This is a genomic window from Hydrogenophaga sp. (assembly GCF_050182545.1).
Taxonomy (GTDB): domain Bacteria; phylum Pseudomonadota; class Gammaproteobacteria; order Burkholderiales; family Burkholderiaceae_C; genus Hydrogenophaga.
In genome coordinates this window covers 57,183-82,828 of sequence record NZ_JBFXCD010000008.1, presented here as the reverse complement: position 1 = coordinate 82,828, position 25,646 = coordinate 57,183, and the positions used below count along the sequence as shown (strand labels likewise).

26 protein-coding genes are annotated in these 25,646 nt (G+C 67.3%); 13 read left to right on the top strand and 13 right to left on the bottom strand.

The features are described 5' to 3' along the window. Positions 1 to 64 precede the first annotated feature (64 nt). From hflX to AB7P10_RS10600, 9 genes are all read left to right on the top strand, one after another. Positions 65 to 1,249 carry a GTPase HflX gene (gene hflX / locus AB7P10_RS10640; protein ID WP_428293824.1) on the top strand — a complete coding sequence of 395 codons (1,185 nt, stop codon included), beginning with the start codon at positions 65 to 67 and terminating at the stop codon, positions 1,247 to 1,249. A 138-nt stretch (positions 1,250 to 1,387) separates the two neighbouring features. Further along, a complete protein-coding gene (hflK, locus tag AB7P10_RS10635) occupies positions 1,388 to 2,695 on the top strand; it encodes an FtsH protease activity modulator HflK (protein WP_428293823.1) in 1,308 nt (435 codons plus the stop codon). A gap of 29 nt (positions 2,696 to 2,724) precedes the next feature. Continuing rightward, positions 2,725 to 3,618 (top strand): protease modulator HflC, encoded by an 894-nt coding sequence (hflC, locus tag AB7P10_RS10630; RefSeq protein WP_428293822.1) that lies wholly within the window; start codon positions 2,725 to 2,727, stop codon positions 3,616 to 3,618. 30 nt (positions 3,619 to 3,648) lie between these two features. After that, entirely contained in the window at positions 3,649 to 3,837 is a 189-nt protein-coding gene (locus tag AB7P10_RS10625) for a DUF2065 domain-containing protein (RefSeq protein WP_428293821.1), read from the top strand. A 65-nt stretch (positions 3,838 to 3,902) separates the two neighbouring features. Then, positions 3,903 to 5,096, top strand: a complete 1,194-nt coding sequence (locus AB7P10_RS10620) for an ATP phosphoribosyltransferase regulatory subunit (RefSeq protein ID WP_428293820.1) — start codon at positions 3,903 to 3,905, stop codon at positions 5,094 to 5,096. Next, positions 5,093 to 6,481, top strand: coding sequence for an adenylosuccinate synthase (locus AB7P10_RS10615; RefSeq protein ID WP_428293819.1), 1,389 nt, complete (start codon positions 5,093 to 5,095; stop codon positions 6,479 to 6,481). Before AB7P10_RS10620 ends, AB7P10_RS10615 begins: the two co-directional genes overlap by 4 nt. 66 nt (positions 6,482 to 6,547) lie before the next feature. After that, complete coding sequence (locus tag AB7P10_RS10610; RefSeq protein ID WP_428293818.1) at positions 6,548 to 7,072, top strand: phosphoribosyltransferase; 525 nt, start codon at positions 6,548 to 6,550, stop codon at positions 7,070 to 7,072. A 5-nt stretch (positions 7,073 to 7,077) separates the two neighbouring features. Next, positions 7,078 to 8,310, top strand: a complete 1,233-nt coding sequence (locus AB7P10_RS10605) for a PLP-dependent transferase (protein WP_428293817.1) — start codon at positions 7,078 to 7,080, stop codon at positions 8,308 to 8,310. 9 nt (positions 8,311 to 8,319) lie between these two features. Next, positions 8,320 to 8,508, top strand: coding sequence for a hypothetical protein (locus AB7P10_RS10600; RefSeq protein WP_428293816.1), 189 nt, complete (start codon positions 8,320 to 8,322; stop codon positions 8,506 to 8,508). A 36-nt stretch (positions 8,509 to 8,544) separates the two neighbouring features. Here AB7P10_RS10600 and mnmH read toward each other — a convergent pair whose 3' ends face one another. Next, positions 8,545 to 9,624 carry a tRNA 2-selenouridine(34) synthase MnmH gene (mnmH, locus tag AB7P10_RS10595; RefSeq protein WP_428293815.1) on the bottom strand — a complete coding sequence of 360 codons (1,080 nt, stop codon included), beginning with the start codon at positions 9,622 to 9,624 and terminating at the stop codon, positions 8,545 to 8,547. 6 nt (positions 9,625 to 9,630) lie between these two features. After that, positions 9,631 to 10,296 (bottom strand): arylesterase, encoded by a 666-nt coding sequence (locus AB7P10_RS10590; protein WP_428293814.1) that lies wholly within the window; start codon positions 10,294 to 10,296, stop codon positions 9,631 to 9,633. On the opposite strand from AB7P10_RS10590, the gene AB7P10_RS10585 reads away from it, so the two are divergent. After that, complete coding sequence (locus AB7P10_RS10585) at positions 10,295 to 10,981, top strand: ABC transporter ATP-binding protein (RefSeq protein ID WP_428293813.1); 687 nt, start codon at positions 10,295 to 10,297, stop codon at positions 10,979 to 10,981. The two genes, AB7P10_RS10590 and AB7P10_RS10585, sit on opposite strands and share 2 nt — an antisense overlap. A 15-nt stretch (positions 10,982 to 10,996) precedes the next feature. Here AB7P10_RS10585 and AB7P10_RS10580 read toward each other — a convergent pair whose 3' ends face one another. Beyond that, positions 10,997 to 12,286: a c-type cytochrome gene (locus AB7P10_RS10580; protein ID WP_428293812.1), complete on the bottom strand. Its 1,290-nt coding sequence runs from the start codon at positions 12,284 to 12,286 to the stop codon at positions 10,997 to 10,999. Further along, a complete protein-coding gene (locus AB7P10_RS10575; RefSeq protein WP_428293811.1) occupies positions 12,283 to 13,008 on the bottom strand; it encodes a c-type cytochrome in 726 nt (241 codons plus the stop codon). Before AB7P10_RS10575 ends, AB7P10_RS10580 begins: the two co-directional genes overlap by 4 nt. 96 nt (positions 13,009 to 13,104) lie before the next feature. Between AB7P10_RS10575 and AB7P10_RS10570 the strand changes: the two genes are divergently transcribed. Further along, the gene (locus AB7P10_RS10570) at positions 13,105 to 14,529 is read left to right on the top strand and encodes a PLP-dependent aminotransferase family protein (RefSeq protein WP_428293810.1); all 1,425 of its coding nucleotides are present in this window, start codon (positions 13,105 to 13,107) and stop codon (positions 14,527 to 14,529) included. Between the two features lie 26 nt (positions 14,530 to 14,555). Next, positions 14,556 to 15,299 carry a 23S rRNA (guanosine(2251)-2'-O)-methyltransferase RlmB gene (gene rlmB, locus AB7P10_RS10565; protein WP_428293809.1) on the top strand — a complete coding sequence of 248 codons (744 nt, stop codon included), beginning with the start codon at positions 14,556 to 14,558 and terminating at the stop codon, positions 15,297 to 15,299. A gap of 10 nt (positions 15,300 to 15,309) precedes the next feature. Here rlmB and AB7P10_RS10560 read toward each other — a convergent pair whose 3' ends face one another. From AB7P10_RS10560 to AB7P10_RS10520, 9 genes are all read right to left on the bottom strand, one after another. Next, positions 15,310 to 15,714 carry a hypothetical protein gene (locus AB7P10_RS10560; RefSeq protein ID WP_428293808.1) on the bottom strand — a complete coding sequence of 135 codons (405 nt, stop codon included), beginning with the start codon at positions 15,712 to 15,714 and terminating at the stop codon, positions 15,310 to 15,312. A 76-nt stretch (positions 15,715 to 15,790) separates the two neighbouring features. Continuing rightward, positions 15,791 to 16,390 (bottom strand): chromate transporter, encoded by a 600-nt coding sequence (locus AB7P10_RS10555; RefSeq protein WP_428293807.1) that lies wholly within the window; start codon positions 16,388 to 16,390, stop codon positions 15,791 to 15,793. Next, positions 16,387 to 17,010 carry a chromate transporter gene (locus tag AB7P10_RS10550; protein WP_428293806.1) on the bottom strand — a complete coding sequence of 208 codons (624 nt, stop codon included), beginning with the start codon at positions 17,008 to 17,010 and terminating at the stop codon, positions 16,387 to 16,389. The genes AB7P10_RS10555 and AB7P10_RS10550 overlap by 4 nt, the downstream gene beginning before the upstream one ends. A 34-nt stretch (positions 17,011 to 17,044) precedes the next feature. Then, positions 17,045 to 17,986 carry a bifunctional helix-turn-helix transcriptional regulator/GNAT family N-acetyltransferase gene (locus AB7P10_RS10545; protein WP_428293805.1) on the bottom strand — a complete coding sequence of 314 codons (942 nt, stop codon included), beginning with the start codon at positions 17,984 to 17,986 and terminating at the stop codon, positions 17,045 to 17,047. Positions 17,987 to 18,046: 60 nt separating this feature from the next. After that, positions 18,047 to 18,433, bottom strand: a complete 387-nt coding sequence (locus AB7P10_RS10540) for a response regulator (protein WP_428293804.1) — start codon at positions 18,431 to 18,433, stop codon at positions 18,047 to 18,049. 19 nt (positions 18,434 to 18,452) lie between these two features. Continuing rightward, complete coding sequence (locus AB7P10_RS10535) at positions 18,453 to 20,075, bottom strand: GAF domain-containing sensor histidine kinase (protein WP_428293803.1); 1,623 nt, start codon at positions 20,073 to 20,075, stop codon at positions 18,453 to 18,455. A gap of 127 nt (positions 20,076 to 20,202) precedes the next feature. Further along, positions 20,203 to 20,946, bottom strand: coding sequence for a 3-oxoacyl-ACP reductase FabG (gene fabG / locus AB7P10_RS10530; protein ID WP_428293802.1), 744 nt, complete (start codon positions 20,944 to 20,946; stop codon positions 20,203 to 20,205). A gap of 4 nt (positions 20,947 to 20,950) precedes the next feature. Further along, entirely contained in the window at positions 20,951 to 23,104 is a 2,154-nt protein-coding gene (locus tag AB7P10_RS10525) for a 3-hydroxyacyl-CoA dehydrogenase NAD-binding domain-containing protein (protein WP_428293801.1), read from the bottom strand. Between the two features lie 7 nt (positions 23,105 to 23,111). After that, positions 23,112 to 24,317 (bottom strand): acetyl-CoA C-acetyltransferase, encoded by a 1,206-nt coding sequence (locus AB7P10_RS10520; RefSeq protein WP_428293800.1) that lies wholly within the window; start codon positions 24,315 to 24,317, stop codon positions 23,112 to 23,114. 98 nt (positions 24,318 to 24,415) lie between these two features. Here AB7P10_RS10520 and AB7P10_RS10515 point away from each other — a divergent pair, with 98 nt between their 5' ends. Then, on the top strand, positions 24,416 to 25,570 hold the full coding sequence (locus tag AB7P10_RS10515; protein ID WP_428293799.1) for an acyl-CoA dehydrogenase family protein: 1,155 nt from the start codon (positions 24,416 to 24,418) through the stop codon (positions 25,568 to 25,570). Positions 25,571 to 25,646 lie beyond the last annotated feature (76 nt).

Genomic DNA, 25,646 nt, shown 5'->3' with positions numbered 1-25,646 from the left:
GCATCCGGCCTGTGCAGCCGCGCTGCCGGGCCAGCAGCGTCGCAAGCGTTGCTGTCAAAACGATTTGAGTTCTCCCACCCCTGCCTCATCCTCCACGCCATCCGTCATTCTGGTGGGCGTGGATTTCGGTACACCCCATTTTGATGCCGGGCTCGAAGAACTGGGCTTGCTGGCACAGACTGCGGGCTACAGCGTGGCCGAGCGCTTGAGCTGCAAGCGCCGTGCGCCGGATCCGGCCCTATTCGTGGGATCGGGCAAAGCGGATGAAATCAAGATGCTGGCCCAGTCCACCGGCGCATCCGAGGTGCTGTTTGATCAGTCACTCAGCCCGGCACAGCAGCGCAATCTGGAGCGACACCTCGGGCTGCCTGTCAACGACCGCACCCTGCTGATTCTGGAAATCTTCGCGCAGCGGGCGCGCAGCCACGAAGGCAAGCTGCAGGTCGAGCTGGCGCGGCTGCAATACCTCTCCACCCGCCTGGTGCGCCGCTGGTCGCACCTGGAGCGGCAAAGCGGTGGTATCGGCATGCGCGGGGGGCCGGGCGAAACCCAGATTGAGCTGGATCGCCGCATGATCGGCGAGGCCATCAAGCGCACCAGGGAGCGTCTTGAAAAGGTCAAGAAGCAGCGCTCCACCCAGCGCCGCCAGCGCGAGCGGCGCGACACTTTCTCGATCTCGCTGGTGGGCTACACCAACGCTGGCAAGTCGTCTTTGTTCAACGGTCTCGTCAAGGCCCGCGCCTACGCGGCCGACCAGCTGTTCGCCACGCTGGATACCACCACCCGACAGCTGTACCTGGGTGAGGCAGGGCGATCGGTCTCGCTGTCCGATACCGTGGGCTTCATTCGCGATCTCCCGCACGGGCTGGTCGACGCCTTTGCGGCCACCCTGCAGGAGGCTGCCGATGCGGATCTCCTGCTGCATGTGGTCGATGCCTCCAATCCAGCGCATCCCGAGCAGATTGCCTCCGTCATGGAGGTGCTCAGGGACATCGGTGCCGAGCACGTGCCGCAAATCCTGCTGTTCAACAAGCTCGACGCCATGGATCCGGCCACCGTTCCCCATGCAAGCTGCGACGCGATGGAACTGGAGGGCCAGTCCATTCCTCGAATCTTCCTGAGCGCGCACACCGGTGCCGGATTGCCCGAATTGCGCGCCCTGCTCGCCGAGCAGGTCAAGGCGCAAAGGGCAGGTCTCGACCCTTCGTCGGCGGGTCCGCTGCCGGAAATCGGCGAGCCGGTGTCCTGATTGGGCACAATGTGGTGGTTTTGTTTTGAATCGACAACGAGTTGGCAACACATGGACGTGAATCTGCAATCCCCTTCCCGAGACGCTGAACCGGCGTCCCGCTCCGAGCGCCGGCGAGGCTGGCGTGGGGTGTGGGGCATGTTCAACCTGAACGATCCGCGCTGGGGCCGGGGTGACGATGGCAACCGCAACGAAGGCTCGAACGGCCAGGAGCCCGGTCGCGACGACGACTCGCGGGGCTCGCAGCGTCCGCCGCGCGGCCAGGGGCCGAACCAGGGCCCGCCCGACCTGGACGAACTCTGGCGCGATTTCAACCGCAAGCTCGGTGGCCTGCTGGGCAACAAGGGACGTGGCGGCGGCAACGGTTCGGGCAGCGGTGGCGGCGTGCCCGGTTTCAACCCGAACCCCAAGGCCACCGGCATCGGCGCGGGTCTGATCGGTGCCGTGGCGCTGCTGATCTGGCTGGGCACCGGTTTCTTCATCGTGCAGGAAGGCCAGCAGGCCGTGATCACGCAATTCGGCAAGTACCACAGCTCGGTGGGTGCCGGTTTCAACTGGCGCCTGCCGTACCCGATCCAGCGCCACGAGACGGTGTTCGTCACGCAGATCCGCTCGGTCGACGTCGGGCGTGACAACGTGGTGCCTGCCACCGGTCTGCGCGAGTCGGCCATGCTCACGGAAGACGAGAACATCGTCGAAATCAAGTTCGCGGTGCAGTACCGCCTGAACGATGCGCGCGCCTTCCTGTTCGAGAGCCGCGACCCGGATGCCGCGGTCGTCAAGGTGGCCGAAACCGCAGTTCGCGAGGTGGTGGGCAAGATGAAGATGGATGCGGCCCTGGCCGAGGAGCGCGATCAGATCGCTCCACGCGTGCGCGCACTGATGCAGAACATCCTGGACCGCTACAAGGTCGGTATCGAAGTTGTGGGCATCAACATGCAGCAAGGTGGTGTGCGTCCGCCCGAGCAGGTGCAGGCGGCTTTCGACGATGTTCTCAAGGCCGGCCAGGAGCGCGAACGCGCCAAGAACGAAGCTCAGGCCTACGCCAACGACGTGGTGCCCCGTGCCCGAGGTGCAGCCTCTCGCCTGACCGAAGAAGCCGAAGGCTACCGCGCCCGCATCGTGGCGCAGGCCGAAGGTGATTCGCAGCGCTTCCGCTCGGTGCTCTCCGAATACCAGAAGGCACCGCAGGTGACGCGCGAACGCATGTACACCGATGCCATGCAGGAGATCTACAGCAACGTGACCAAGGTGCTGGTGGACTCGAAGTCTGGCTCGAACCTGCTTTACCTGCCACTGGACAAGATCATGCAGATGACCGGTCAGGGCGGCTCCTCCACCGCTGCGACGTCGAGCTCGCCGGCACCGAGTTCCGCTCCGAGCCCGACGACCGCCAACCGCAGCCTTGACAGCGCCGCGCGCTCGCGCGAACGCGAGAGCCGCTGAGCGCGGCGCCAGCGACCAGAGAACAAGCCATGAACAAACTCGGTTTCATCATCACATCCTTCATCGTGGTCCTGGCCATCGCCAGTTCCATGCTGTTCGTAGTGGACCAGCGCCAGTTCGGCGTGGTCTTCCAGCTCGGCCAGATCAAGCAGGTCGTCACGGAGCCTGGCCTGAACTTCAAGCTGCCGCCGCCGTTTCAGAACGTGTCGTACATCGACAAGCGACTGCTCACGCTGGAGAGCACTGACACCGAGCCCACGCTGACGGCGGAAAAGCAGCGCGTGGTGATCGACTGGTACGTGCGCTGGCGCATCGCTGAGCCGCAGGAGTACATCCGCAACGTCGGCATCAACGAGCGCGCTGGCGCCCTGCAGCTCAACCGCGTGGTGCGCAACTCGTTCCAGCAGGAAGTCAACAAACGCACGGTCAACGAGCTTCTGTCGACACGCCGCGAGGAACTCATGGAAGATGTCAAACGCCAGGTACTGGCCGCCGTGCGTGGCGCGGACAAACCCTGGGGCATGGATGTGGTCGACGTGCGCATCACGCGCGTGGACTATGCGGAGAGCATCACCGCCTCGGTGTACCAGCGCATGGAGGCCGAGCGCAAGCGCGTGGCCAACGAACTGCGCTCCACCGGTTTTGCCGAAGGCGAAAAGATCCGTGCTGACGCAGATCGCCAGCGCGAGGTGATCGTGTCCGAGGCCTACCGGGATGCACAGCGCATCAAAGGTGAGGGCGACGCCAAGGCGGCAGCCTCGTTCGCCGACGCATTCGGTCGCGACCCGGCCTTCGCGCAGTTCTACCGCAGCCTGGACGCCTACAAGGCGAGCTTCTCCAGCAAGTCGGACGTGCTGGTGGTCGACCCCTCGTCCGACTTCTTCAAGGGCTTGCGCAGCAGCAACCTGGCGCCGGCCCGATGAGCCACGGGCGCTGAGCGCGCGGATACGCGGATGTCATCCGAGTTGTTCTGGTCCGCGCTGGCGCTGGTGCTCATTTTCGAGGGACTGCTGCCCCTGTTGGCGCCCACGCTGTGGCGCCGCGTCTTCACCGATCTGATGCGCCTGCGCGACGGCCAGTTGCGCTTCTTCGGTCTGGTCAGCGTGGGCAGCGGTCTGCTGCTCTGGTGGTTGCTGGCCTGAACGCGCCGCGGCGCCCCGGACGCGGGCCGGTAAAATCACGTTTTTAACAGCGCCTGAAAAACAACATGTCCGCCTGGGTCCTCCCGGATCACATTGCCGATGTCCTGCCATCCGAGGCCCGGCACATCGAAGAACTTCGCAGGAGCTTGCTGGACACGGCCCGGGGCTACGGGTACGAACTGGTCATGCCGCCGCTGCTGGAGCACCTGGAGTCGCTGCTCACCGGCACTGGTGAAGCCCTGGATCTGCAGACCTTCAAACTGGTCGACCAGCTCTCCGGTCGCACGCTCGGGCTGCGCGCCGACAGCACGCCCCAGGTTGCCCGCATCGATGCCCACCTGCTCAACCGCCATGGGGTGGCCCGCCTGAGCTATTGCGGCCCGGTGGTGCACACGCGCATCGACCGCCCTCTGGCCAGCCGCGAACCCTTGCAGTTCGGCGCCGAGATCTACGGCCATGCGGGGCAGGAGGCGGACCTCGAGGTGATCGAACTCGCGCAGGCCTGCCTGCGCGGCGCAGGCGTCAGCGGTCTGCAGCTCGACATGGCCGACGTGCGCGTGATCGACGCCGTGCTCGGGCCGGTATCGCTTACGCCCGCGCAGGAAGCCCGCATCCATGCGGCGCTCAACGCCAAGGACGTCGCCGAGCTGCAGGTGCTGGCCCGCGATCTCCCTGCGGCCGTGCGGCGCGACCTGCTCGCGCTGCCGCGCCTGTTCGGCGACGTGACCGTGCTCGCCGAGGCGGGGCGCGTGCTGCAGGCGTCGCCGGCCTTGCACGCCGCGCTCGACAGCCTGCGCTGGCTTGCGTCGCAGGTGGAAGGGGTCGAGGTGTCCATTGACCTGGCCGACCTGCGCGGTTATGCCTACTACACCGGCATGCGTTTTGCCCTGTTCGCCCAGGCGCCACTGGGCCGCGCCACCGCATCGCTCGAGCTCGCGCGCGGAGGGCGCTACGACGAGGTCGGCGCGGTGTTTGGCCGCAACAGGCCCGCCGTGGGCTTCAGCCTGGACCTCAAGGAACTGGTGGCCGCCGTCGCGCCTCGGCCACTGGTGGCCGCGATCCGCGCGCCCTGGGGCATGGACGCCGGATTGCGGGAGGCGGTGGCCGATCTGCGTGCGCAGGGCCACACCGTGGTCTGTGTCCTGCCTGGCCACGAACACGAGGTCGACGAATTTCATTGCGACCGCGAACTGGTGCCCGATGCGGCCCGCCGCGGCGCCTGGACTGTACAAACCCTTCAATCGGATACCAGCAAATGACGAACAGCAGCAGCGCCGTGACCCCTGGGCGCAACGTGGTGGTGGTGGGCACGCAGTGGGGAGACGAAGGCAAGGGCAAGCTGGTCGACTGGCTCACCGAAACCGCCAATGGTGTGGTGCGCTTCCAGGGTGGCCACAACGCGGGCCACACGCTGGTCATCAACGGTGTGAAGACGGCTCTGCACCTCATTCCCAGCGGCATCATGCGCGCCGGTGTGAAGTGCTACATCGGCAATGGCGTGGTGCTCTCCGTAGGCAAGCTGTTCGAGGAAATCGCAGGCCTGGAGAAAGCCGGCGTGGAGGTGCGTTCGCGCCTGCGCGTGAGCGAGGGCTGCCCGCTGATCCTGCCGTTCCATGCCGCCATCGACATTGCGCGCGAGGCCGCCAAGGTGAAGGCCGGCAGCGAGAAGATCGGCACCACAGGTCGGGGCATCGGCCCGGCCTACGAGGACAAGATTGCCCGCCGCGCGCTGCGCGTGCAGGACCTGAAGTACCCCGATCGTTTTGCCGCCAAGCTGCGCGAATTGCTGGCGCTGCACAACCACCTGTTGACGAGCTGGCTGCATTCGGCTGACATGGTCTGGGACGAGAAGCTCGCGGCCTACATGGAGAGCGGCGAGATCCAGTTCGAGCCGGTCTATGCCGAGGCCCTGCAGCAGGCGGAACTCCTCAAGCCCATGATTGCCGACGTCTCGCGCGAGCTCAACGAAGCCCACAGGGCTGGCGCCAACTTGCTGTTCGAAGGCGCGCAGGGCACGCTGCTCGACATCGACCACGGCACCTATCCCTTCGTCACTTCCAGCAACTGCGTGGCCGGCAACGCCGCCGCCGGCTCCGGCGTGGGCCCGGGCCTGCTGCACTATGTGCTGGGCATCACCAAGGCCTATTGCACGCGCGTGGGCGGAGGCCCGTTCCCCACCGAGCTGGACTGGGAGCAGGAAGGCACGCCGGGCTGGCACATGGCCACCGTGGGCGCCGAAAAGGGCGTGACCACCGGCCGCAGCCGCCGCTGCGGCTGGTTCGATGCCGCATTGCTCAAGCGCTCGGCCCAGGTCAATGGCCTCACCGGCCTGTGCATCACCAAGCTCGATGTGCTCGACGGGCTGAAAGAGCTGCAGCTGTGCACGGGCTACGAGCTCGACGGCGAGGTCATCGACATCCTGCCCATGGGGGCGGAGGACATCGCGCGCTGCAAGCCGATCTATGAGACGCTGCCCGGCTGGAGCGACTCCTCGGTGGGCGCGACACGCTATGAGGACCTGCCGGGCAATGCCCAGCGCTACCTGAGCCGCATCGCCGAGGCCACGGGCGTGCCGATCCACATCGTCTCGACCAGCCCGGATCGTGACCACACCATCCTGCTGCACCACCCCTACCATGGGTGAAACCGCCGGGGGCGGTGTGCTGCCCTTCGTGCAAAATTCTTCCCGACACCCCCACCCGGAGCCCGCATGCTCACCGAAGACGGCAAACACCTCTACGTCTCCTACGACGAGTACCACAACCTGATCGAGAAGCTCGCGCTCAAGGTCTACCAGTCGGGCTGGGAGTTCGACACCATCCTGTGCCTTGCGCGCGGCGGCATGCGCCCGGGCGACATCCTCTCGCGCATCTTCGACAAGCCGCTGGCCATCATGTCGACCAGCTCCTACCGCGCCAATGCCGGCACCGAGCAAGGCAACCTGGACATCGCGCGCTACATCACCACGCCCAAGGGCGAGATTGCGGGCAAGGTGTTGCTGGTGGACGATCTGGCCGACTCCGGTCACACGCTCAAGGCGGTGATCGACCTGCTGAAGAACAACTACAAGCCGATCAGCGAGATGCGCAGTGCTGTGATCTGGACCAAGCAGCTCTCCACCTTCACCCCCGACTACTCGGTGGAATTCCTGCCGACCAACCCCTGGATTCACCAGCCTTTCGAGGGCTACGACAGCATGCGCCCGGCGCAACTGCTCGAAAAGTGGAAACTCTGAACTGAATGAACAAGCACGACGACGACCTGTCCACCCGGCTGATCCACCATCCCTACAAGCCTCCGGCGGGTTTCGAGGCGGTGGCGCCGGGCGTGCACAAGGCGTCGACGGTGATGTTCCCCGACGTCGAGGCGCTGCGCACCTACGACTGGAAAGACAAGAGCGGCTACACCTACGGCCTGCATGGCACCCCGACCACCTTCACGCTGGAGGAGCGCATCGCCACCCTCGAAGGCGGCGAACACTGCATGCTCGCGCCCAGTGGCCTGTCGGTGATTTCGCTGGTCGACATGGCGCTGCTGCGCCAGGGCGACGAGGTGCTGCTGCCCGACAACGCCTATGGCCCTGGCAAGGTGTTTGCCGAAGTGGAGCTTGCGGCATGGGGCATCACCCACCGCTTCTATAACGCGATGGACCCGGACGACCTGGCACGTCGGATCGGCCCCGCCACGCGCCTGGTGTGGCTGGAAGCGGCTGGCTCGATCACGCTGGAGTACCCGGACATTCCGGCGTTGGTCGAGCGCGTGCGCCAGGCCAACGCGCAGCGCAGCGGCGACCGCCCTGTCGTCACTGCGCTCGACAACACCTGGGGAGCGGGCATCGCCTTCAATGCCTTTGATCAAGGTGTGGACGTGTCCGTGCAGGCGCTTACCAAATACCCGAGCGGTGGCGCCGACGTGCTCATGGGATCGGTCGTCACGCGCGACCTTGCGCTGCACCGCAAGATCCTGCTCACCCGTATGCGCCTGGGCCTGGGCGTGGGGGCAAACGATGCCGAGCTGGTGCTGCGCGGCCTGCCCAGCGTGGCGCTGCGCTACCACGCGCAGGATGCCACCACGCGCGCGCTGGCCACATGGGCGCAGCAGCAGCCCGGCGTGGCCCGGGTGTTGCATCCCGCACTGCCGAGCTCGCCGGGCCATGACACCTGGAAGCGCGACGCCACTGCGGCCGCCTGCCTGTTCAGCGTGGTGTTCGACCCGGCCATTGCACAAGCCCGCATCGATGCGTTCTGCAATGGCCTGCGCCTGTTCCGGCTCGGCTGGAGCTGGGCCGGGCCGACCAGCCTGTGTGCGCCGTACCACCTGGCCTCGATCCGCACCCAGGGCTGGCAAGACGCCGGGGGTCTGGTACGCTTTGCCGTGGGCCTGGAGGCGGTGGACGACCTGCGTGCCGACTTGGCGCAGGCCTGGACTGCACTGCACTGCAAGCCTGACCCTTTTCCTTCACCACAGACCTGAAAGACAGTTTTGGCCACTCCCAATTACGGATACGAAAAACGCCAGCGCGAGCTTGCCAAAAAGAAGAAGAAAGAGGAGAAGCTCAGGGCCAAGGCGGCCGGTCGTCAGCACACCGAGGGTGATGCGCCCGAGGGGCAGGGTGCCGGGCAGCCCGAGGTGCCAGGCGACGCGCCCAGCGGCGACAGCGCGGCGGACTGACAGCGCCGGCCACGTGGCTGCATGCAGGCCTGCTGCTCAGGCCGGGTGCAGCGATGCCGCTTCACGGGCCATCAGCGCCCGTGCCGCATCGGCCAGGGCCTGTGGCGACCGGTCCGGCAGCGCAAGGGGCAGCGCCTGTGGAAACTGGCTGAAGTTTCTCGCGATCGACTGGGCGTACATCGGGTCGTAGTGGCGGGTCAGCAACTCGAGCACCACGTCCGGCGTGTGCCCCTGGCGCACCTTGTCGATCCAGCCGGCCACCACCTCCTTGCCACGGAGTTCGGTCAGCGCCTCCAGCCGTGAGCAAAAGGACGCCGGGTCCCTGACGAAAAAGTCGTAATCCTCCAGCAGCAGCGCCACGCGCTCATCGTCATCGAGCCGCAGGTCGATGCAGGAGCTGGCTCGCATGGCATCGATCAGCGCGTCGGGCACGCGCACATTGCCCACCTTTTTGCTTTCGCTCTCCACGTAGACCACGCGCGCCGGGTCAAAGCCACGCAAGGCGTCCCACACCAGCGAATCGAAGCGCTTCTGGCTGGGCTGCGGCCGCCCTGGGATGTGACCCAGCACCGAACTGCGGTGGCTGGCCAGGGCTTCCAGGTCCAGCACCTGCGCGCCCTGGGCCGCGAGGGCCTGCAGCAGCCTTGTCTTGCCGCTGCCCGTGGGGCCACACACCACGCGGTAGGTGAGTCCCCTGGCCAGGGCCGGGAGCGCATCCACCAGCGCCGCGCGCCAGGCCTTGTAGCCGCCTTCGATCAGCGTCACGTGAAAGCCGATCGCCCCCAGGATGGTGGCCAGCGCGCCGCTTCGGTTGCCGCCGCGCCAGCAGTACGCCAGGGGCTTCCAGTCGCGGGGCTTGTCGATCACGTGGCGTTCGATGTGGATCGCAATGTTGCGCGCCGCAATGGCCGCGCCGCGCTTCTTGGCCTCGAACGGGTTGACCAGCTTGTACATCGTGCCGATCTCGATGCGCTGCTGGTTGTCCAGCGTCGGCCAGTTGGTGGCGCCCGGTACGTGATCGAGCGCGTACTCGTCCTCGGTGCGGGCGTCGATGACGGTGTCGAACTCCGCGAGGCGGGCCAGCGCCTGCGGGGCGCTCAGGGTGTGTACGGACATGCCCGATTATCGAGCTGCCAGCAGTTTGCGCAGGGCGGGCCAGACGTTGTCGCGCATCGTGGGCTGGGCCGCTTCATTGGGGTGGATGCGATCGGCCTGGAACAGGGCCGTGGGGTCGGGCGTGTCGGCCACGCCCTTGAGGAAGAAGGGCACCAGCGCCGTTTTTTCGGTCTCTGCCACGGCGGTGAACACCTCGCGGAACTCCTGGCCGTACTTCGCGCCGTAGTTGGGGGGCATTTCCATGCCCAGCAGCAGGACCCTGGCGCCCGCTTCGCGCGCCAGGCGGGCCATGGTGGCCAGGTTCTCGCGCGTCATCTTCAGCGGCAGGCCGCGCAGTGCGTCATTGCCGCCCAGCTCGATCACCACCAGCGTGGGGCGGTGCTGGCGCAGCAGGGCCGGCAGGCGCGAGCGTCCACCCGAGGTGGTGTCGCCGCTGATGCTCGCATTGACCACACGGGCCTGAACTTTCTCCCGCTCCAGACGCTCTTCCAGCAAGGCCACCCAGCCGCTGCCGCGCTGGAGGCCGTATTCGGCGCTCAGCGAATCGCCCACCACGAGGATCACCGGGTCCTTGCCATCCTGCGCCAGCGCACGGCCCCAGAGGGCGGATGTGCAGCCAGCCAGGGCCAGGGCGTTAAAGTGACGTCGTTTCAACTTGAGAAGTCCTTCCATGTCCGATGTGATGATTGCGGTTCAGCATGTGTTCAAGACGGTGACCGACTCCACCGGGTCACTGACCATTCTGCGCGACATCGATTTCACCCTGCGCAAGGGCGAGACTGCCGCGATCGTGGGCGCATCCGGCTCGGGCAAGAGCACGCTGTTGTCCATCGTCGCCGGTTTGGACACCCCGACCAGTGGCACAGTTCACATCGACGGTGACGATTTGTTCGCGATGGACGAAGACCAGCGGGCGGCGCTGCGCGCGCAGAAGGTGGGGTTCGTGTTCCAGAGCTTTCAGTTGCTGGGCAACCTGACCGCGCTCGAGAACGTGATGCTGCCGCTGGAGCTCGCCGGGCAGCGCGAGGCGCGCGCGACCGCCACCCGGATGCTGCAGCGCGTGGGCCTGGGCGAACGGCTGGCGGCCTACCCCAAGGTGCTCTCGGGTGGGGAGCAGCAACGCGTGGCGCTGGCGCGTGCCTTTGTGGTGCAGCCCTCGGTGCTGCTGGCCGACGAACCCACCGGCAGCCTGGATTTCGCCACGGGCGGCAAGATCATGGAGCTGATGTTCGAGCTCAACCGGGAGCAGGGCACCACCCTGGTGCTGGTGACGCACGACCGCGCAATCGCAGAGCGCTGCGAGCGCCGCATCACGATCGAGGCGGGGCAGGTGGCGGCCGAGGCCTTGCCAGCCTGACAGGCGCAAGCGCCTTCAGCGCGCTGCCGAGCCGCGCAATTGCTGAACGTCCAGGGCGCTCACCGGTGATGCCTGGTGACCCCACTGCGTGCGCACGAAGGTCAGCAGGTCGGCCAGATCCTGGTCGTTCAGTTCGAGCACGAAGGGCGGCATGCCGAAGGGGCGAGGGTGCCCCGCAGTGGATGGGCCGAAGCCGCCGTTGAGCGTGGTCTGCAGCAGATTGGCGGGTGAGCCCATCAACACCGTGCGGTTGCCTGCCAGCGACGGGTACAGCCCCACACCTTCGCCCTGCGCGCCATGGCATTGGGCGCAGTGCTGCTCGTAGTGCCGGGCACCCGCGCTCAGCGCGCGCGTCTCGGGCGCCTTGTGGGTGGGGCGGCGCGGCGTTGCGGAGCGGGGCAACTGCTTCAGGTAGGTCGCCACGGCACGCAAGTCGGCCGCTGTCCAGTGTTGCGTGCTGTGCTGCACCACGTCGGCCATGGGCCCGGTGGTGATGGCGCCCGGCGCCTTGCCGGTCTGCAGCAGCGCGACGATGTCTTCGAGGTCCCAGTCCTGCACGCCACCTTGCGCGGGGTCCAGCAGGGACGGTGCATACCAGTTCTGCAGGGGAATGGGCCCGCCCGAGAGGTCGAGCATGTCACCGTTGCCGCCGAGCGCGTTGCGCGGCACGTGGCAGGCGCTGCAGTGGCCCAGACCGTTCACCAGGTACGCACCACGGCGCAAATCGCCGGACGCCGTGGCATCGCGCCCCGCCGCCACCGGGTCGGCCTCGTCGAAGTACAGGATGCGCCACACCCGCAGTGCGAATTGCGTGTTGTACGGCCAGCGCAATTCGTGCGGCGGCACCGGCGCATCCACCGGAGGCAGACTGCGGAAGTAGGCGAACAGCGCATCACTGTCCTCGCGCGCGATCTGCGTGGTGTTGTTGATCGGAAAGGCTGGATTGAGCCAGCGACCATCGCGCGACTGCCCGTGGTGCAGGGCGCGCCAGAAGTCGTCGGCATTCCAGTTCGCCAGTCCACTGGTGCCGGGCGTGAGGTTGCTGCCGTAGACGGTGCCAAAGGGCGTGGGCACGGCGCGGCCGCCCGCGAAAGGCGTTCCGCCGCGCGCGGTGTGGCAACCCATGCAGTTGCCCTGCACGGCCAGGTAGCGCCCGCGCTCGATGGTGCTGCCTTCGTGCACGGCTGGCCGGGACGCGGGGTCGATCACGATCGGCGCCGCGGGGGCGCCCAGCCAGACCAGCGCGGCCGCCAGCAGCAGCGCTGCGATGCCTGTGAGCGCCCGGATGAGGTTGCGGCGGTTCATGGCTGGCCCCCGGGTGGCAGCGCCGTGCCACAGCGCAAGGGCAGCGGCACAGAGCCGGGTGCCACCGCCCGGGTGTGGGCGGGCAGGGGTCGGGTCGAGAGCCAGGCGCTCACGGCGGCGATGTCGGCGGGCGCCAGACGCTGGGCCACGTCGGCCATGCAGTCCGGCGTGTGGGCCTTGCGCAGGCCGGTGCGCCAGGCACCCAGCTGGGCGTTGAGGTAGTCGCGTGGCAGGCCGAGCAGGCCGGGCGTGGCAGGCAACACGCCGGTGAGCGCGCTCCCGTGGCAGGCCACGCAGGCAGGCAGGCCGCGCGAGGCATCGCCGCGCAGGGCCAGCTGCTCGCCGCGCTGAAATTCCTGCACGGTCGCTTTCGCCGGTGCCGGCGCAGGGTAGGGCACTTCCAGCGCCGCGAAGTGGCGCGCGATCTCCAGCAGGTAGGCATCGCTCAGTGGATCGACCATCCCGGTCATCAGGCGGTACGTGCGCCGGCCGTCGCGGAAGTTCAGCAACTGGTTGTAGAGGTAATCGGCCGGCTTGCCGGCCAGGCGCGGGTAGTAACCATCGGCCGCCGCGCGGCCCTGCGGGCCGTGGCAGGCGGTGCAGGCCAGCATGCGCTGCGCCATGGTGTCCTCGAACGGCGCCGCCGCAGCGCCCTGCAGCAGCGCGCAGGCCACGGCAACAAGCAGCCTTCGCCAGCTGCGGGATCGGGAAATCGGTTTCATGCTGTCCGGATCATCGCAAAGCGGCATCTGATGCGCAATGTTCAGATATATTGGATTTCTACCGTATCAGATGACGCCGTTTCTCCCCGCAATGCCATGAACGATCCACGCCTCAGGCGCTACCAGCAGCTGGCCGAAGACCTGGCCGATGGCATCGGCGCGGGCGTGCTCAGGCCGGGGGACCGCCTGCCCTCGGTGCGCCAGACCTGCGCCGAGCGTGGCGTCAGCGCGTCCACCGTGTTCCAGGCTTACGGGCTGCTGGAGTCGCGTGGTCTGGTGGAGGCGCGCGCGCGATCAGGGTTTTTTGTGCGCGCGGCACGCCGGGCGCCGCGCGCCGTGCCGCAGGTGGCCGTGCCGCGCGGCGCAGCCACGCCCGTCGAAGTCAGCGAGCTGGTGTTCGAGCTGCTCGGCACCACGCGCGAAGCCGACGTGGTGCCGCTGGGCTCGGCGTTTCCCGCGGCGCACCTGTTCCCGTTCGAGGCGCTCGCGCGCAGCGGTGCGCGCGCCATGCGCCGGCTGCCCGCCCAGCGCATCACCGGCGCACTCACCGCCGGTGACGAGGGGCTGCGCCAGGCCCTTCGGCGGCGCTATGCCATGCACGGCATTGCGCTGGACGAAGGCGAACTCGTCATCACCAACGGTGCCATGGAAGCGCTCAACCTCTGCCTGCAGGCGGTGACCCAGCCCGGCGATGTGGTGGTGGTGGAGTCGCCCACGTTCTATGCCGCCCTGCAGGCCCTCGAGCGCCTGCACCTGCGGGCGGTGGAGGTGGCGACCGATCCGGCCGAAGGCGTGGATCTGCCCGCGCTGGCCGAGCTGCTCCAGCGCCAGAAGGTGGCCGCCTGCTGGTTCATGCCGAGCTTCCAGAACCCGTTGGGCGCGCTGATGCCGCCCGCGCGCAAGCAGGCGCTGGTGGAAATGCTGGCGCGTCACCGCGTGCCGCTGATCGAGGACGACGTGTATGGCGAGTTGTACGCGGGAGTCCGACGACCGCCGCCGGCCAAGGCGTTTGACCGCGAGGGCGGCGTGCTGCACTGCGCCTCGTTCTCGAAATGTCTGGCGCCGGGTTACCGCGTGGGCTGGGCGGCCGCGGGGCGCCATGCGCCTGCGGTGGAGCGCCTGAAGATGTCGAACTCGCTGGCCACGGCGATCCCCTCGCAACTGGCGCTGGCGGACTACCTCGCACACGGTGGCTACGATCGCCACCTGCGTCGCCTGCGCGAGGCGCTGGCAGTGCAGCAGCAACGCGCGCTGCGCCTGGTGGAACGGCACTTTCCGGCCGGCACGCGTGTGACGCGACCGCTCGGCGGCTATTTTCTCTGGCTGGAACTGCCCCCGCCGGTGGATGCGCTCGACCTGCACCACCGCGCCATGGCCGAGTCCATCAGCACCGCGCCGGGCGTCCTGTTTTCGGCCGATCGGCGCTTCACCCACCACCTGCGGTTGAACGTGGGCCACCCGGGCGATGCCCGCATCGACGCCGCGTTGCGGCGCCTGGGCGAGCTCGCGCACGCGGCCTGAAAGCGCGCAGCGCCGATAATTGCCGCATGTCTTCCCCCAAAGTGCTGTTCGGCTTCCACGCCGTGGGCGTGCGCCTGAAAACCGCACCGCAATCCATCATCGAGATCTACTACGAGCCCACGCGGCGCGATGCGCGCATGCGCCAGTTCCTGGACCGGGCGCGCGAGGCCAATGCGCGCCTGATCGAAGCCGACGGCCTGCGCATCGCCAAACTCGCAGGCAGCCATGGCCACCAGGGCGTGGCCGCGCGCGTGGAAGCCGTCGCACAGGCGCGCTCGCTCGACGACCTGCTGGAACAGCTCGAACCCACCGGCGTGCCACCGCTGCTGCTCGTGCTCGACGGCATCACCGACCCGCACAACCTGGGCGCCTGCCTTCGGGTGGCCGACGGCGCCGGCGCGCACGCCGTCATAGCTCCCAAGGACCACGCCGCCGGCATCAACGCCACGGTGGCCAAGGTCGCCAGCGGCGCGGCCGAGACCATGCCGTACTTCATGGTCACCAACCTCGCGCGCACCCTGGGTGAGCTCAAGGAACGCAATATCTGGGTCATCGGCACCAGCGACGACGCGCCGAAGACGCTCTACCAGGTCGACCTCAAAGGTCCTGTGGCCCTGGTGCTGGGCGCTGAAGGTGCCGGCATGCGCCATCTCACGCGCAAGACCTGCGACGAGCTGGTGAGCATTCCCATGGCCGGCGCCGTGGAGAGCCTGAACGTGTCGGTGGCCAGCGGTGTGTGCCTGTACGAGGCGCTGCGCCAGCGCAGCTGACTGAAAGGCCTCAGCCTTTGCCGCCCAGCATGCGCACGGCGCTGGCAATGCGCTTGTTGGCGCGCAGGAAGTAGATGCCGACCGCCATCGTGATGAAGCCCACGAGGATGGGGAGCATGGGCACGGAGACGATAACGATCAACCAGGCTCCGATGACGCCGACGTTGGCCTTCAGGCTGTAGACCAGGTTGGTGGTGTCGTTGCGCAACGCCAGCGCCTGGAACTCGGCCTTGTCGTCCCCCGCCACGGTGACCTGGTCGCCTTCGGCCAGCTGAATCGCGCTCTTCATCACCACCTGGCGGTTGCCCAGGCGGAAGTGTGTGCTGGATTCCTGCGCGATATTGGCGTTGCTGCCGTGGATGACGACGCTGCCTTTGATGTGCGAAGCGGTACCGGAAAGCGTGGCAAGGGCCATCGGGAACTCCTGTTCTGTTGGGGCGGGTGGAAGGCGCAAGGGTAGCGCATGCCCCCCGGCCCCGGGCCTCCGGGCTTCAAACCCAGCCCAGCGCCCCCAGCACCGCGCCCGCGCCGATCATCCAGAGAAGGTGAATCTTCGTGCGCCACACCAGCAGCGTGGCCGCCGCTGTCAGCAGCCACAGCGGCCAGTCGCGCGCGGGGTGGTCGTGCGAGCCGGTGAGCAGCCAGCCGGTGGCGATCAGCAGCGCGATGACGATGGGGGCCATGCCCGTCTTGAAGGCGCGCACCGCGCGCAGTTCGCGGTTCTGGTGCGCCCAGCGCGTGGCGGTGTAGGTCAGCACCGATGAGGGCAGCATGATCGCGACCATGGTCACCAGCACGCCGAAGAACGCCAGCGCCCAGGCCAGCCAGCCCGCCGACGGCCCGCCGCCCGCGTTGAGACCCACGTTCCAGCCGAGCAGCGCGACAAACAGCACGTTGGGGCCGGGCGCGGCCTGCGACAGCGCGATCGACGATGTGAACTGCGCGTCGTTCAACCAGCCGTTCTGGTAGACGAGGTAGCGGTGCATGTCGGGTGCGGTGGTGATGGCGCCGCCCACACCCAGCAGCGAAAGCGAGGCGAAGTGCGTGAAGAGGTCGAGCCAGTTGGCGGCGGTGGGCAGCATGGTGTTCATGCCTCGCCGGCCTTCTGGCGGTCGGCGTCGACATCCGACAGCACGCGGTAGGCCCACAGGCAGGCGCCGCCACCGATGCCCAGCAGCACCCACAGCAGTGGCCAGCGCAGCAGCGCAATGGCCACGAAGGTGAGGGTGGCCAGGCCAATGCACACGCCCATGCCCATCGCGTTGCGATCCAGCGCGGCAATGAGCTTGATGCCGGTGGCGGTGATCAGGCCGGCGGCGACAGCGCCCATGCCGCGCAGCGCGTTCTGCGCCACGGCGCTGTCGGCCACACTGCCGTACAGCACGGCGAGCAGCAGCACGACGACCATGGGCGCGGCCAGCATGCCGGCCAGCGCGGCCATTGCGCCCGGCAAGCCGAAGTAGCGCCCGCCGATCATCATGGACAGGTTGACCACGTTGGGGCCGGGCATGATCTGCGCCACCGCCCAGTCCTCGACGAACTGTTCGCGTGTCATCCAGCGCTTCTTTTCCACCAGCTCGCGCTGCACCACCGCGAGCACGCCACCGAAGCCCTGCAGGGCCAGCCAGGTGAATGAGAGGAAGAGATCGGTTTTCGACGTGGGGTGGTTGAGCGCGTCGTCGGACGTTGAGGAGGCGGGGGCGGCGGGCATGGCGGCGATTATCGTGTCGCGCCCATGGCCTTGCTCAGAGCGCGAGTTCCCAGGTTTCGCCCACGAGGTCCTGGCCGTAGCTGTGGTGGGGTTCGCTGTGCACCAGCGCGAAACCGCGCTGTGCGTAAATGGCGCGCGCGGCGCTGAGGATGCTGTTGGTCCACAGCACCATCTTGCGGTAGCCCCTGGCGCGCGCGAAGGCCAGGCATTCGTCCGTGAGGCGCGCGCCCAGGCCCAGGCCGCGCGCGGAGGGACTGAGGATGAGCAGGCGCAGCTGGGCCTCGGTTTCGCTCTTGCGCACCACGAACACCGAGCCGACGCGCTCGCCGTCCAGTTCGGCGATCCAGCCGCGTTCCCGCTGCGGGTCGTGCTGGCGGATCATGCCGGCCACGATGTCGGCCACCAGGGCCTCGAAATCGCTGTTCCAGCCGTACTCGCGCGCGTAGATCTCGCCGTGCTGCTGCACCACCCAGCCCATGTCGCCGGGACGCACGTCGCGCAGCACGGCGGTGCGGGCGGGTGTGGCGGCCTCGGGGTCGAGCAGGGCCCGTGCCTTGCCCAGTGCCGCGATCAGGGCGTCGCGCCGGGCCGGCGCCAGTGGTTCCAGCAGGCGGGCGGCCGCCTCGCGCGAGCGTTGTTGCAGCGGCTCGAAGGCGGCACGGCCCTCGGGCGTGAGGCTCAGCGACAGTTGCCGGGCGTCCTCGGGCGACGGGGTGCGCGTGATCCAGCCCGCGTCGCTGAACCGGCGCACGATGCGGCTGAGATAACCGGCATCGAGCAGCAACCGGCGCCCGAGTTCGGTCGCGGTGCAGGGCGCGTGGTGCGCCAGTTCGTAGAGCACCCGCACCTCGGTGAGCGAGAACGCGCTGCCCAGGTAGGGGTCGAGCAGGCCGGTGCGCTGCGTGTAGAAGCGGTTGAAGGCGCGCAGGGCGCGGACCTGGGCGGGGTCGACTTCTTTCGGTGCGTTGTCGTTCATGCGCCAGAATGTCCACCATTTATTTGACTAAGTCAAATAAATGGTGGACGTAGTCATGTATCAACCGGCACCCAGCAGCTCTCGCACGCGCTCCACCGTCAGCGGCTTGGTGACGAAGTCCTGGATCAGGGGAATTTCGCCGGCCCGTTCGCGGTCGTGGGCCGCGTCGGACGAGGTCAGCATCATCACCACGACCGTGGGCTTGTCGCTCAGCAGTGGTGTGGCTTTCAATGCGAACTCGAACCCGTCCATCAATGGCATGTTGATGTCCAGGAAGAGGCAGGTGGGCAGGTCGAGGGGGTCTGTGCGCAGGAAGGCCAGTGCCTCGGCGCCGCCCTCGAAGACCAGCACGTCGCCCGTGAAGCCCGCGCGGCGGATCATGATTTCGTGGTAGACGTTGTCGGCCTCGTTGTCGTCGACGAGGATGAAGCGTTGCGGGACAACCATGGTGTTTCCTCGGGGAATGTCAGGCGCGTTGTGCCGGCGAAGAAGGCAGGTGCAGGGTGAAGCAACTGCCGGTGCCGGGCGTGGAACGCACCGAGATCTGGCCGCCGTGCTGTTCCACGATCCGTCGACAGATGGACAGACCCAGGCCGGAGCCGTCGTAGCGCTTGCGCGAATGCAGCCGCGTGAACATGTCGAAGATGCCCGGCTGGTGCTCGGGCGCGATGCCGATGCCGTTGTCGTCCACGTGGATCAGATCGAAGCCGTCTTCGCGCGTGGCGCTCACGCGCACCAGCGGCGGCGTGTCCGGTTGCGCGAACTTCAGGCCGTTGGCCACCAGGTTCTGCAGCGCGATGCGGAGTAGCGAGGCGTCGCCCCGCACCGTGGGCAGTGGCCCGCATTCAAGCCGGCCATTGGCCAGCTGGAGCGCGGAGGCCAGGTCATCGCGCACCTGCTCCAGCAGGCTCGCCACGTCCACCGGGCCGCTGGAGGGGGCTCGCCGGTCCAGCCGGACGTACTCGGCGAGATCGTCGAGCAGCGCGCTCATGCGCTGCCCGCCGCCGCGCACGAAGCCCAGGTAGCGCTGAGCCATGGGAGGCAGGTCCTGCGCGTGATCGGTGGTCAGCAGGGCGCTGAAGTTGTTGATCGAATTGATGGGCTCGCGCAGGTCGTGCGAAAGAATGTGGATGAAGCGCTCCTGTTCCAGCGTCTTCTGCTCCAGCAGCTTGACCGTGCGGTGGAGTTCGGCTTCCCGGTCCTTGAGCGCTTGGATGTCGTGGCCCCGCGTGACCACGCCGGTCACCTTGCCATGGGCATCGCGCACGGGCAGCAGGGCCACTTCCATGTGCCGTGTGCCTCTGGCCTTGAAGTGAGCCTCCCGCTGGTAGGTGACGGTCTCGCCGGCCAGGGCCCGTTGCAGGCGGGATTCCACTTTGTCGCGAAAGATGCCTTCCCCCAACTGCTCGGTGACATGGCGCCCGACGACGTCCTCGCGCCTGCAGCCGTGATAGGCCAGGTAGGTGTCGTTGACGTGGCGGTACACGCCGGAGGCATCGACGAAGGATTGCAGATCGACGCTCAGCAACGCCATGGCGGTCAGTTCCTGGTGCCGCTGTTGCTCGGCGACGCGGGTGCTGTCGGCCTGCGCCTGACGCGTTTTCTCGTGCTCCAGAAGGTCGGCCACCAGGCCAGAGAGCTTGCTCAGGGCGTCGAGCTGCACGGGGTGCAACTGGCGGGCCTGCTGATCGACCACGCACACCGTGCCCAGCGCATAGCCGTCGGCGGTGACGATGGGCGCACCCGCGTAGAAGCGCACCTGGGTGTCGCCGATCACCAGGGGGTTGTCCTGGAAGCGGGGATCCTGGTGCATGTCTTCCACCACCATCACGTGCTCGGCATCGAGGATGGCGTGGGAGCAGAACGCCACCTCGCGCGGCGTCTCCGACGCATCCACCCCGATGCGCGACTTGAACCACTGCCGATCACGGTCGACCAGGGTGATCAGCGCCACCGGCGTGCCGCAGATCAGCTGGGCCAGCGCCGAGATGTCGTCAAAGGCCTTCTGGGGCAGGGTGTCGAGAATGCCCAGGCCATGCAGCCTGGCCAGGCGCTGTTCCTCGTTGGCGGGTGGGGGGGCGATCTGCATGCGGGCGGGGCAATTCGGAGTCTTTCATCATTGCACACAGGGCCCGTTTGCGGCAGTGGCGATGGTCGGTGGTCCGCTGGTACCGGGAAGTACCGCACGCCACTCCGTCACGTGCGCGGAGATTGCGTCAAACGGACATGCCGCCCGAGACTTCGATCACGGCACCGTTGATGTAGCTGGCCTCGTCGCTGGCCAGGAAGGCGTAGACATTGGCGATTTCCTCGGGACGGCCCAGGCGGTGCAGCGGCACGCGGTGCTCCATCTCGGCAATGACCTTGGCCGGGATCGTGTCCAGGATGGGCGTGGCGATGAAGCCGGGCGCCACCGCGTTCACCCGCACGCCCTTGGGGCCGAGTTCGCGGCTCCAGGTCTTGGTGAATCCGATCACGCCGAACTTGCTCGCGGCGTAGTTGGTCTGGCCGAAGTTGCCATAGATGCCCACGACCGAGGAAGCGTTGAGGATCACGCCGCTGCCCTGGGCGACCATGGTGTCGGCCACGGCCTGCGCGCAATGGAACACGCCGCGCAGGTTGACGTCGATCACGCGGTCGAACTGCTCCAGCGTCATCTTCTGCAGCCGCGCGTCCTGCGTGATGCCCGCGTTGTTCACCAGTGCATCGATGCGGCCAAAGCGCGCCTTTGCCTGAGCGACAACCGCGTCGACCATTTCGCGCTGCGTCACGTCCATCATGAAGCCGATGGCCTTTGCGCCCAGCGCCTCGCACTGGCGCACGGCGTCGTCCACCGCTGCCTGTTTCACGTCGCAGACGATCACGGTGGCGCCTTCGCGCGCGAACTTGAGCGCGGTCGCCAGGCCGATGCCTTGTGCGGCGCCGGTGATGAGGCTGATCTTTCCTTCGAGTCGGTTCATGGGTTCAGTAACTCGGTTGGTGCTGGCGGATCGCGGCCTTCGCGGCGTCGTTGAGTGCGAAGCCCGCACCGTGGCGGGCGGCCAGTTCGGCACAGCGCTGCTCGAAGGCCTCGATGCCCATGCCATAGATGAACTGCAGGGCGCCGCCGGTCCAGGCCGGGAAGCCGATGCCGAAGATCGAGCCGATGTTGCCGTCGTGCACCGTGGTGAGCACGCCCTCGGCCAGACAGCGCGCGGTCTCCACCGACTGGCGGTAGAGCAGGCGGTCCTTGATGTCCTGCAGGTCCCAGGTGGTGCCGGCTTTCTCGAACAGCGGTTTGAGTTCAGGCCAGAGCTGTTTTTTCTGCCCCGTGCGGTAGTCGTAGAAGCCACCGCCAGCCGCGCGCCCGGGGCGCTTGAGCTCCTTGACCATGCGTTCGACCAACAGCTCGCCGGGCGTGGGCGCGTAGCGCCTGCCTTCTTTCTCGAAGTCGGCGCGGGTCTGGTCCAGCACGTGCACCGAGAGCGAGAGCGCGGTTTCGTCAAGCACGGCCAGCGGCCCCACCGGCATGCCGGCCTGCATGGCAGCGTTCTCGATCACCGGCGCCGGAACGCCTTCGCCCAGCATGGCCGCGCCTTCCATCACGAAGGTGCCGAAGGTGCGGCTGGTGTAGAAACCGCGCGAATCGTTCACCACGATGGGCAGCTTGCCCAGCGCCTGCACGTAGTCGTAGGCGCGGGCGATGGTTTCGTCGTCGGTGTCCTTGCCGCGGATGATCTCCACCAGCTTCATCTTGTCCACCGGGCTGAAGAAGTGGATGCCCACGAAGCGCTGCGGCCGGATGCTGGCCTGCGCCAGACCTGAGATGGGCAGGGTGGAGGTGTTGCTGGCGAAGAAACCGCCAGCGGCCAGCATGGGCTCGGCTTCCTTGGTGACCGCGGCCTTGAGCTCGCGATTCTCGAACACGGCTTCGATGATCAGCTCGCAGCCCTTGAGGTCACCCGGATGGTCGGTGGGCAGGATGCGGTCGAGCAGCGCGCGCTGGTCGTACGGGCTCATGCGGCCCTTGTCCACGCGCGCCTGGGTGAGCCGGTAGCTGTAGGACTTGCCGCGCTCCGCGTTGTCCTTGCTCACGTCTTCCAGCACGGTCTGGATGCCGCGGCTGGCCTGCGCGTAGGCGATGCCCGCGCCCATCATGCCGGCGCCCAGGATGCCGACCTTCTTCGGCTTGAAGCGCGAGATGTCCTTCGGGCGCGATTGCCCGCTCTTGATCGCGTTGAGGTTGAAGAAGAAGGTGTTGATCATGTTCTTCGCCACCGGGCTCACGATCAGCCGGGCAAGGTAGCGGCTCTCGATGCGCAGCGCGGTGTCGAAGTCCACCAGCGCGCCTTCCGCCATGGCCGCCAGAGCGGCTTCGGGCGCGGGGTAGAGGCCGCGCGTCTTTTGCTTGAGCATGGCCGGCGCCACGGTCAGCATGCCGGCGACCTTCGGGTTGGCCGGCGTGCCGCCGGGGATCTTGTGGTCCTTCAGGTCCCAGGGCTGGCGCGACTGCGGGTGGGCCGCTATCCAGGCCAGCGCCGCGGTGCGCAGGGCGCCAGCCACGTCGCCTTCGGCCGACACCAGCTCATGCACCAGCCCCAGGTCCAGTGCCTCGCGCGGGTTGAACAGCTTGCTCTCCAGGATGTAGGGCTGCGCGCCCACCAGGCCGAGCAGGCGGACCATCTTGGTGATGCCACTGGCGCCCGGGATGAGCCCCAGTGTGATTTCGGGCAGGCCGAGCTGGATCTTCGCGTCGTTCACCACGATGCGGTGGTGACCGACCAGCGCCACCTCCCAGCCTCCACCGAGCGCGGCACCGTTGATGCAGCTCACCACCGGCACGCCCAGTGTCTCCAGTGTTCGGAAGTTCTTCTTGGTCTGTTCGATCTCGGCGAACACGCGCGGCGCGTCGGCCGCCGTGAGGCGCATCGTGCCCTTGAGATCGGCACCAGCAAAGAAGGTGTTCTTGGCCGAGGCCAGGATGATGCCCTTGATGTCGGCGCAGTCGCGCATGACCTGCGCGGTGACCTCGGTGAGGTCCGCCTGCCAGTCGGCGCACATGGTGTTGACGGGCGAGCCTTGCTCGTCGAAGGTGATGGTGGCGATGCCGTCGGCGAGTTCGTAGCGGATGGTTTTCATACCAGGTTCAGATGCGTTCAACGATGGTGGCGATGCCCATGCCGCCGCCCACGCACAGCGTGGCCAGCCCATAGCGCAGCTGGCGGCGGTGCAACTCGTCCACCAGCGTGCCCAGGATCATGGCGCCGGTGGCACCCAGCGGGTGGCCCATGGCGATGGCGCCGCCGTTCACGTTCACCTTTTCGTGGGGCACGCCCATTTCTTTCATGAACTTCATGGGCACGGCGGCAAAGGCCTCGTTCACCTCGAACAGGTCGATCTGGTCGATCGTGAGCCCCGCCTTTTCCAGCGCCTTGCGCGCCGCCGGCATCGGGCCGGTGAGCATGATGGTGGGGTCGGCGCCCGAGAGCGCCACCGAGACAATGCGCGCGCGCGGCGTGAGGCCATGCGTCTTGCCGGCGGCTTCGCTGCCGATCAGCACGGCAGTTGCGCCATCGACGATGCCCGAGGAGTTGCCCGCGTGGTGCACGTGGTGGATGCGTTCGACCTGCGGGTAGCGTTGCAGGGCCACCGCGTCAAACCCCATGCCACCGAGCTGCTCGAACGCCGGTTTGAGCGAGGCCAGGCCGTCCATCGTCGTTTGCGGTTTGATGAACTCGTCTTCGTCCAGGATGGTCTGGCCGAGGAAGTCGGTGACCGGTACCACCGAGCCCTTGAAGTGACCCGCAGCGCGTGCGGCGGCCGCTCGTTTCTGCGATTCGAGGGCAAAGGCGTCCACGTCCTCGCGGCTGAACCCTTCGAGCGTGGCGATCAGGTCGGCGCCGATGCCCTGCGGGACGAACAGCGTGTCGCTGTTGGTCTGCGGGTCCTGTGCCCAGGCGCCTCCGTCGGAACCGATGGGCACGCGGCTCATGCTCTCCACGCCGCCGGCCACGACCAGGTCTTCCCAGCCGCTCTTGACCTTCATCGCCGCCATGTTCACCGCCTCCAGGCCCGACGCGCAAAAGCGGTTGAGCTGCACGCCGGAGCAGCGCCAGTCCCAGCCGGCCTTGAGCGCGGCGACCTTGGCAATCACCGAGCCCTGCTCGCCGATCGGCGAGACCACGCCCATCACCACGTCGTCCACCGCCGCGGTATCGAAACCGTTGCGCTGCTGGAGTTGGGTCAGCACACCGGCCAGCAGGTCGATGGGTTTGACCTCGTGCAGGCTGCCGTCTTTCTTGCCCTTGCCGCGCGGCGTGCGCACGGCATCGAATACGAATGCTTCGCTCATGGTGTCTCCTCGGGGAAGGCGGGTGCCGCGGATCAGTATAGACTTTTGCCAAGCATTTGCTTTGTCAAATTCCCGCCCCCAGTCTGATAGGTGACACCATGATCGATCGCACCCTGTTCAATGCCGACCACGAAGCATTCCGCGACAGTTTTCGCAGGTTTGTCGAGAAGGAGATCGCGCCGCACCACGAGGCCTGGGAAGAGCAGGGCTGCGTGGACCGCGCGGTGTGGAGCAAGGCCGGCGAGAACGGCTTTCTGTGCATGACCTTGCCCGAGGCCTATGGTGGCTCCGGGGCCGACAAGCTTTATTCGGTGGTGCAGATGGAGGAGATTGCGCGCACGGGCTTCACCGGCATCGGCTACGGACTGCACAGCGAGATCGTGGCGCCCTACATCCTGCACTACGGCACCGAGGCGCAGAAGCAGAGGTACCTGCCCAGACTGGCCAGCGGCGAGATGGTGGGCGCGATTGCCATGAGCGAACCCGCCGCCGGCAGCGACCTGCAGGGGGTGAAGTCCACGGCGATCCGGCAGGCCGACGGCAGCTACCTGCTCAATGGCAGCAAGACCTTCATCACCAACGGCTGGCACGCGGACCTGGTGATCGTGGTCGCCAAGACCGACCCGAGCGCGGGCGCCAAGGGCACCAGCCTGCTGCTGGTGGAGCGTGGCATGCCGGGTTTCGAGAAAGGCAAGCGCCTGAAGAAGCTGGGCATGAAGGCGCAGGACACGTCCGAGCTGTTCTTCAACAACGTGTCGGTACCGGCGGAGAACCTGCTGGGAGGCGAGGGCAGGGGCTTCATCTGCCTGATGGAGCAGCTGCCCTGGGAGCGGCTGCAGATCGCCATCGGCGCGGTGGCGGCAGCCCAGGCCGCGATCGACTGGACGGTGCAGTACACGAAGGACCGCAAGGTCTTCGGCCAGAGTGTGGCCGCCTTCCAGAACACGCGCTACACGCTGGCCGAACTGCAGACCGAGGTGCAGGTGGCGCGCGTGTTCGTCGACAAATGCTGCGAGCTGATCGTGGACGGCAAGCTCGACACCGCCACTGCCAGCATGGCCAAGTACTGGTGCTCGGACCTGCAGTGCAAGGTGATGGACGAGTGCCTGCAACTGCACGGCGGGTACGGCTACATGTGGGAGTACCCGATCACCCGCGCCTACGCCGACGCCCGTGTGCAACGCATCTACGGCGGCACCAACGAGATCATGAAGGAGGTGATTTCGCGTGGCATGGGGCTTGGGGGGCGGTGAAGCTCGCATGCCCCGGCATGCAGCAGGCGCTGCGCCAATCCGCAGCCCCTGCGAGACGCCATATTGAGTTATTGGT

Coding starts and splice junctions, on each gene's coding strand:
- hflK (WP_428293823.1), top strand. CDS start 1,388: ATGTTCAACCTGAACGATCCGCGCTGGGGCCGGGGTGACGATGGCAAC.
- hflC (WP_428293822.1), top strand. CDS start 2,725: ATGAACAAACTCGGTTTCATCATCACATCCTTCATCGTGGTCCTGGCC.
- AB7P10_RS10625 (WP_428293821.1), top strand. CDS start 3,649: ATGTCATCCGAGTTGTTCTGGTCCGCGCTGGCGCTGGTGCTCATTTTC.
- AB7P10_RS10620 (WP_428293820.1), top strand. CDS start 3,903: ATGTCCGCCTGGGTCCTCCCGGATCACATTGCCGATGTCCTGCCATCC.
- AB7P10_RS10615 (WP_428293819.1), top strand. CDS start 5,093: ATGACGAACAGCAGCAGCGCCGTGACCCCTGGGCGCAACGTGGTGGTG.
- AB7P10_RS10610 (WP_428293818.1), top strand. CDS start 6,548: ATGCTCACCGAAGACGGCAAACACCTCTACGTCTCCTACGACGAGTAC.
- AB7P10_RS10605 (WP_428293817.1), top strand. CDS start 7,078: ATGAACAAGCACGACGACGACCTGTCCACCCGGCTGATCCACCATCCC.
- mnmH (WP_428293815.1), bottom strand. CDS start 9,624: ATGTCCGTACACACCCTGAGCGCCCCGCAGGCGCTGGCCCGCCTCGCG.
- AB7P10_RS10585 (WP_428293813.1), top strand. CDS start 10,295: ATGTCCGATGTGATGATTGCGGTTCAGCATGTGTTCAAGACGGTGACC.
- AB7P10_RS10590 (WP_428293814.1), bottom strand. CDS start 10,296: ATGGAAGGACTTCTCAAGTTGAAACGACGTCACTTTAACGCCCTGGCC.
- AB7P10_RS10580 (WP_428293812.1), bottom strand. CDS start 12,286: ATGAACCGCCGCAACCTCATCCGGGCGCTCACAGGCATCGCAGCGCTG.
- AB7P10_RS10575 (WP_428293811.1), bottom strand. CDS start 13,008: ATGAAACCGATTTCCCGATCCCGCAGCTGGCGAAGGCTGCTTGTTGCC.
- AB7P10_RS10570 (WP_428293810.1), top strand. CDS start 13,105: ATGAACGATCCACGCCTCAGGCGCTACCAGCAGCTGGCCGAAGACCTG.
- rlmB (WP_428293809.1), top strand. CDS start 14,556: ATGTCTTCCCCCAAAGTGCTGTTCGGCTTCCACGCCGTGGGCGTGCGC.
- AB7P10_RS10560 (WP_428293808.1), bottom strand. CDS start 15,714: ATGGCCCTTGCCACGCTTTCCGGTACCGCTTCGCACATCAAAGGCAGC.
- AB7P10_RS10555 (WP_428293807.1), bottom strand. CDS start 16,390: ATGAACACCATGCTGCCCACCGCCGCCAACTGGCTCGACCTCTTCACG.
- AB7P10_RS10550 (WP_428293806.1), bottom strand. CDS start 17,010: ATGCCCGCCGCCCCCGCCTCCTCAACGTCCGACGACGCGCTCAACCAC.
- AB7P10_RS10545 (WP_428293805.1), bottom strand. CDS start 17,986: ATGAACGACAACGCACCGAAAGAAGTCGACCCCGCCCAGGTCCGCGCC.
- AB7P10_RS10540 (WP_428293804.1), bottom strand. CDS start 18,433: ATGGTTGTCCCGCAACGCTTCATCCTCGTCGACGACAACGAGGCCGAC.
- AB7P10_RS10535 (WP_428293803.1), bottom strand. CDS start 20,075: ATGCAGATCGCCCCCCCACCCGCCAACGAGGAACAGCGCCTGGCCAGG.
- fabG (WP_428293802.1), bottom strand. CDS start 20,946: ATGAACCGACTCGAAGGAAAGATCAGCCTCATCACCGGCGCCGCACAA.
- AB7P10_RS10525 (WP_428293801.1), bottom strand. CDS start 23,104: ATGAAAACCATCCGCTACGAACTCGCCGACGGCATCGCCACCATCACC.
- AB7P10_RS10520 (WP_428293800.1), bottom strand. CDS start 24,317: ATGAGCGAAGCATTCGTATTCGATGCCGTGCGCACGCCGCGCGGCAAG.
- AB7P10_RS10515 (WP_428293799.1), top strand. CDS start 24,416: ATGATCGATCGCACCCTGTTCAATGCCGACCACGAAGCATTCCGCGAC.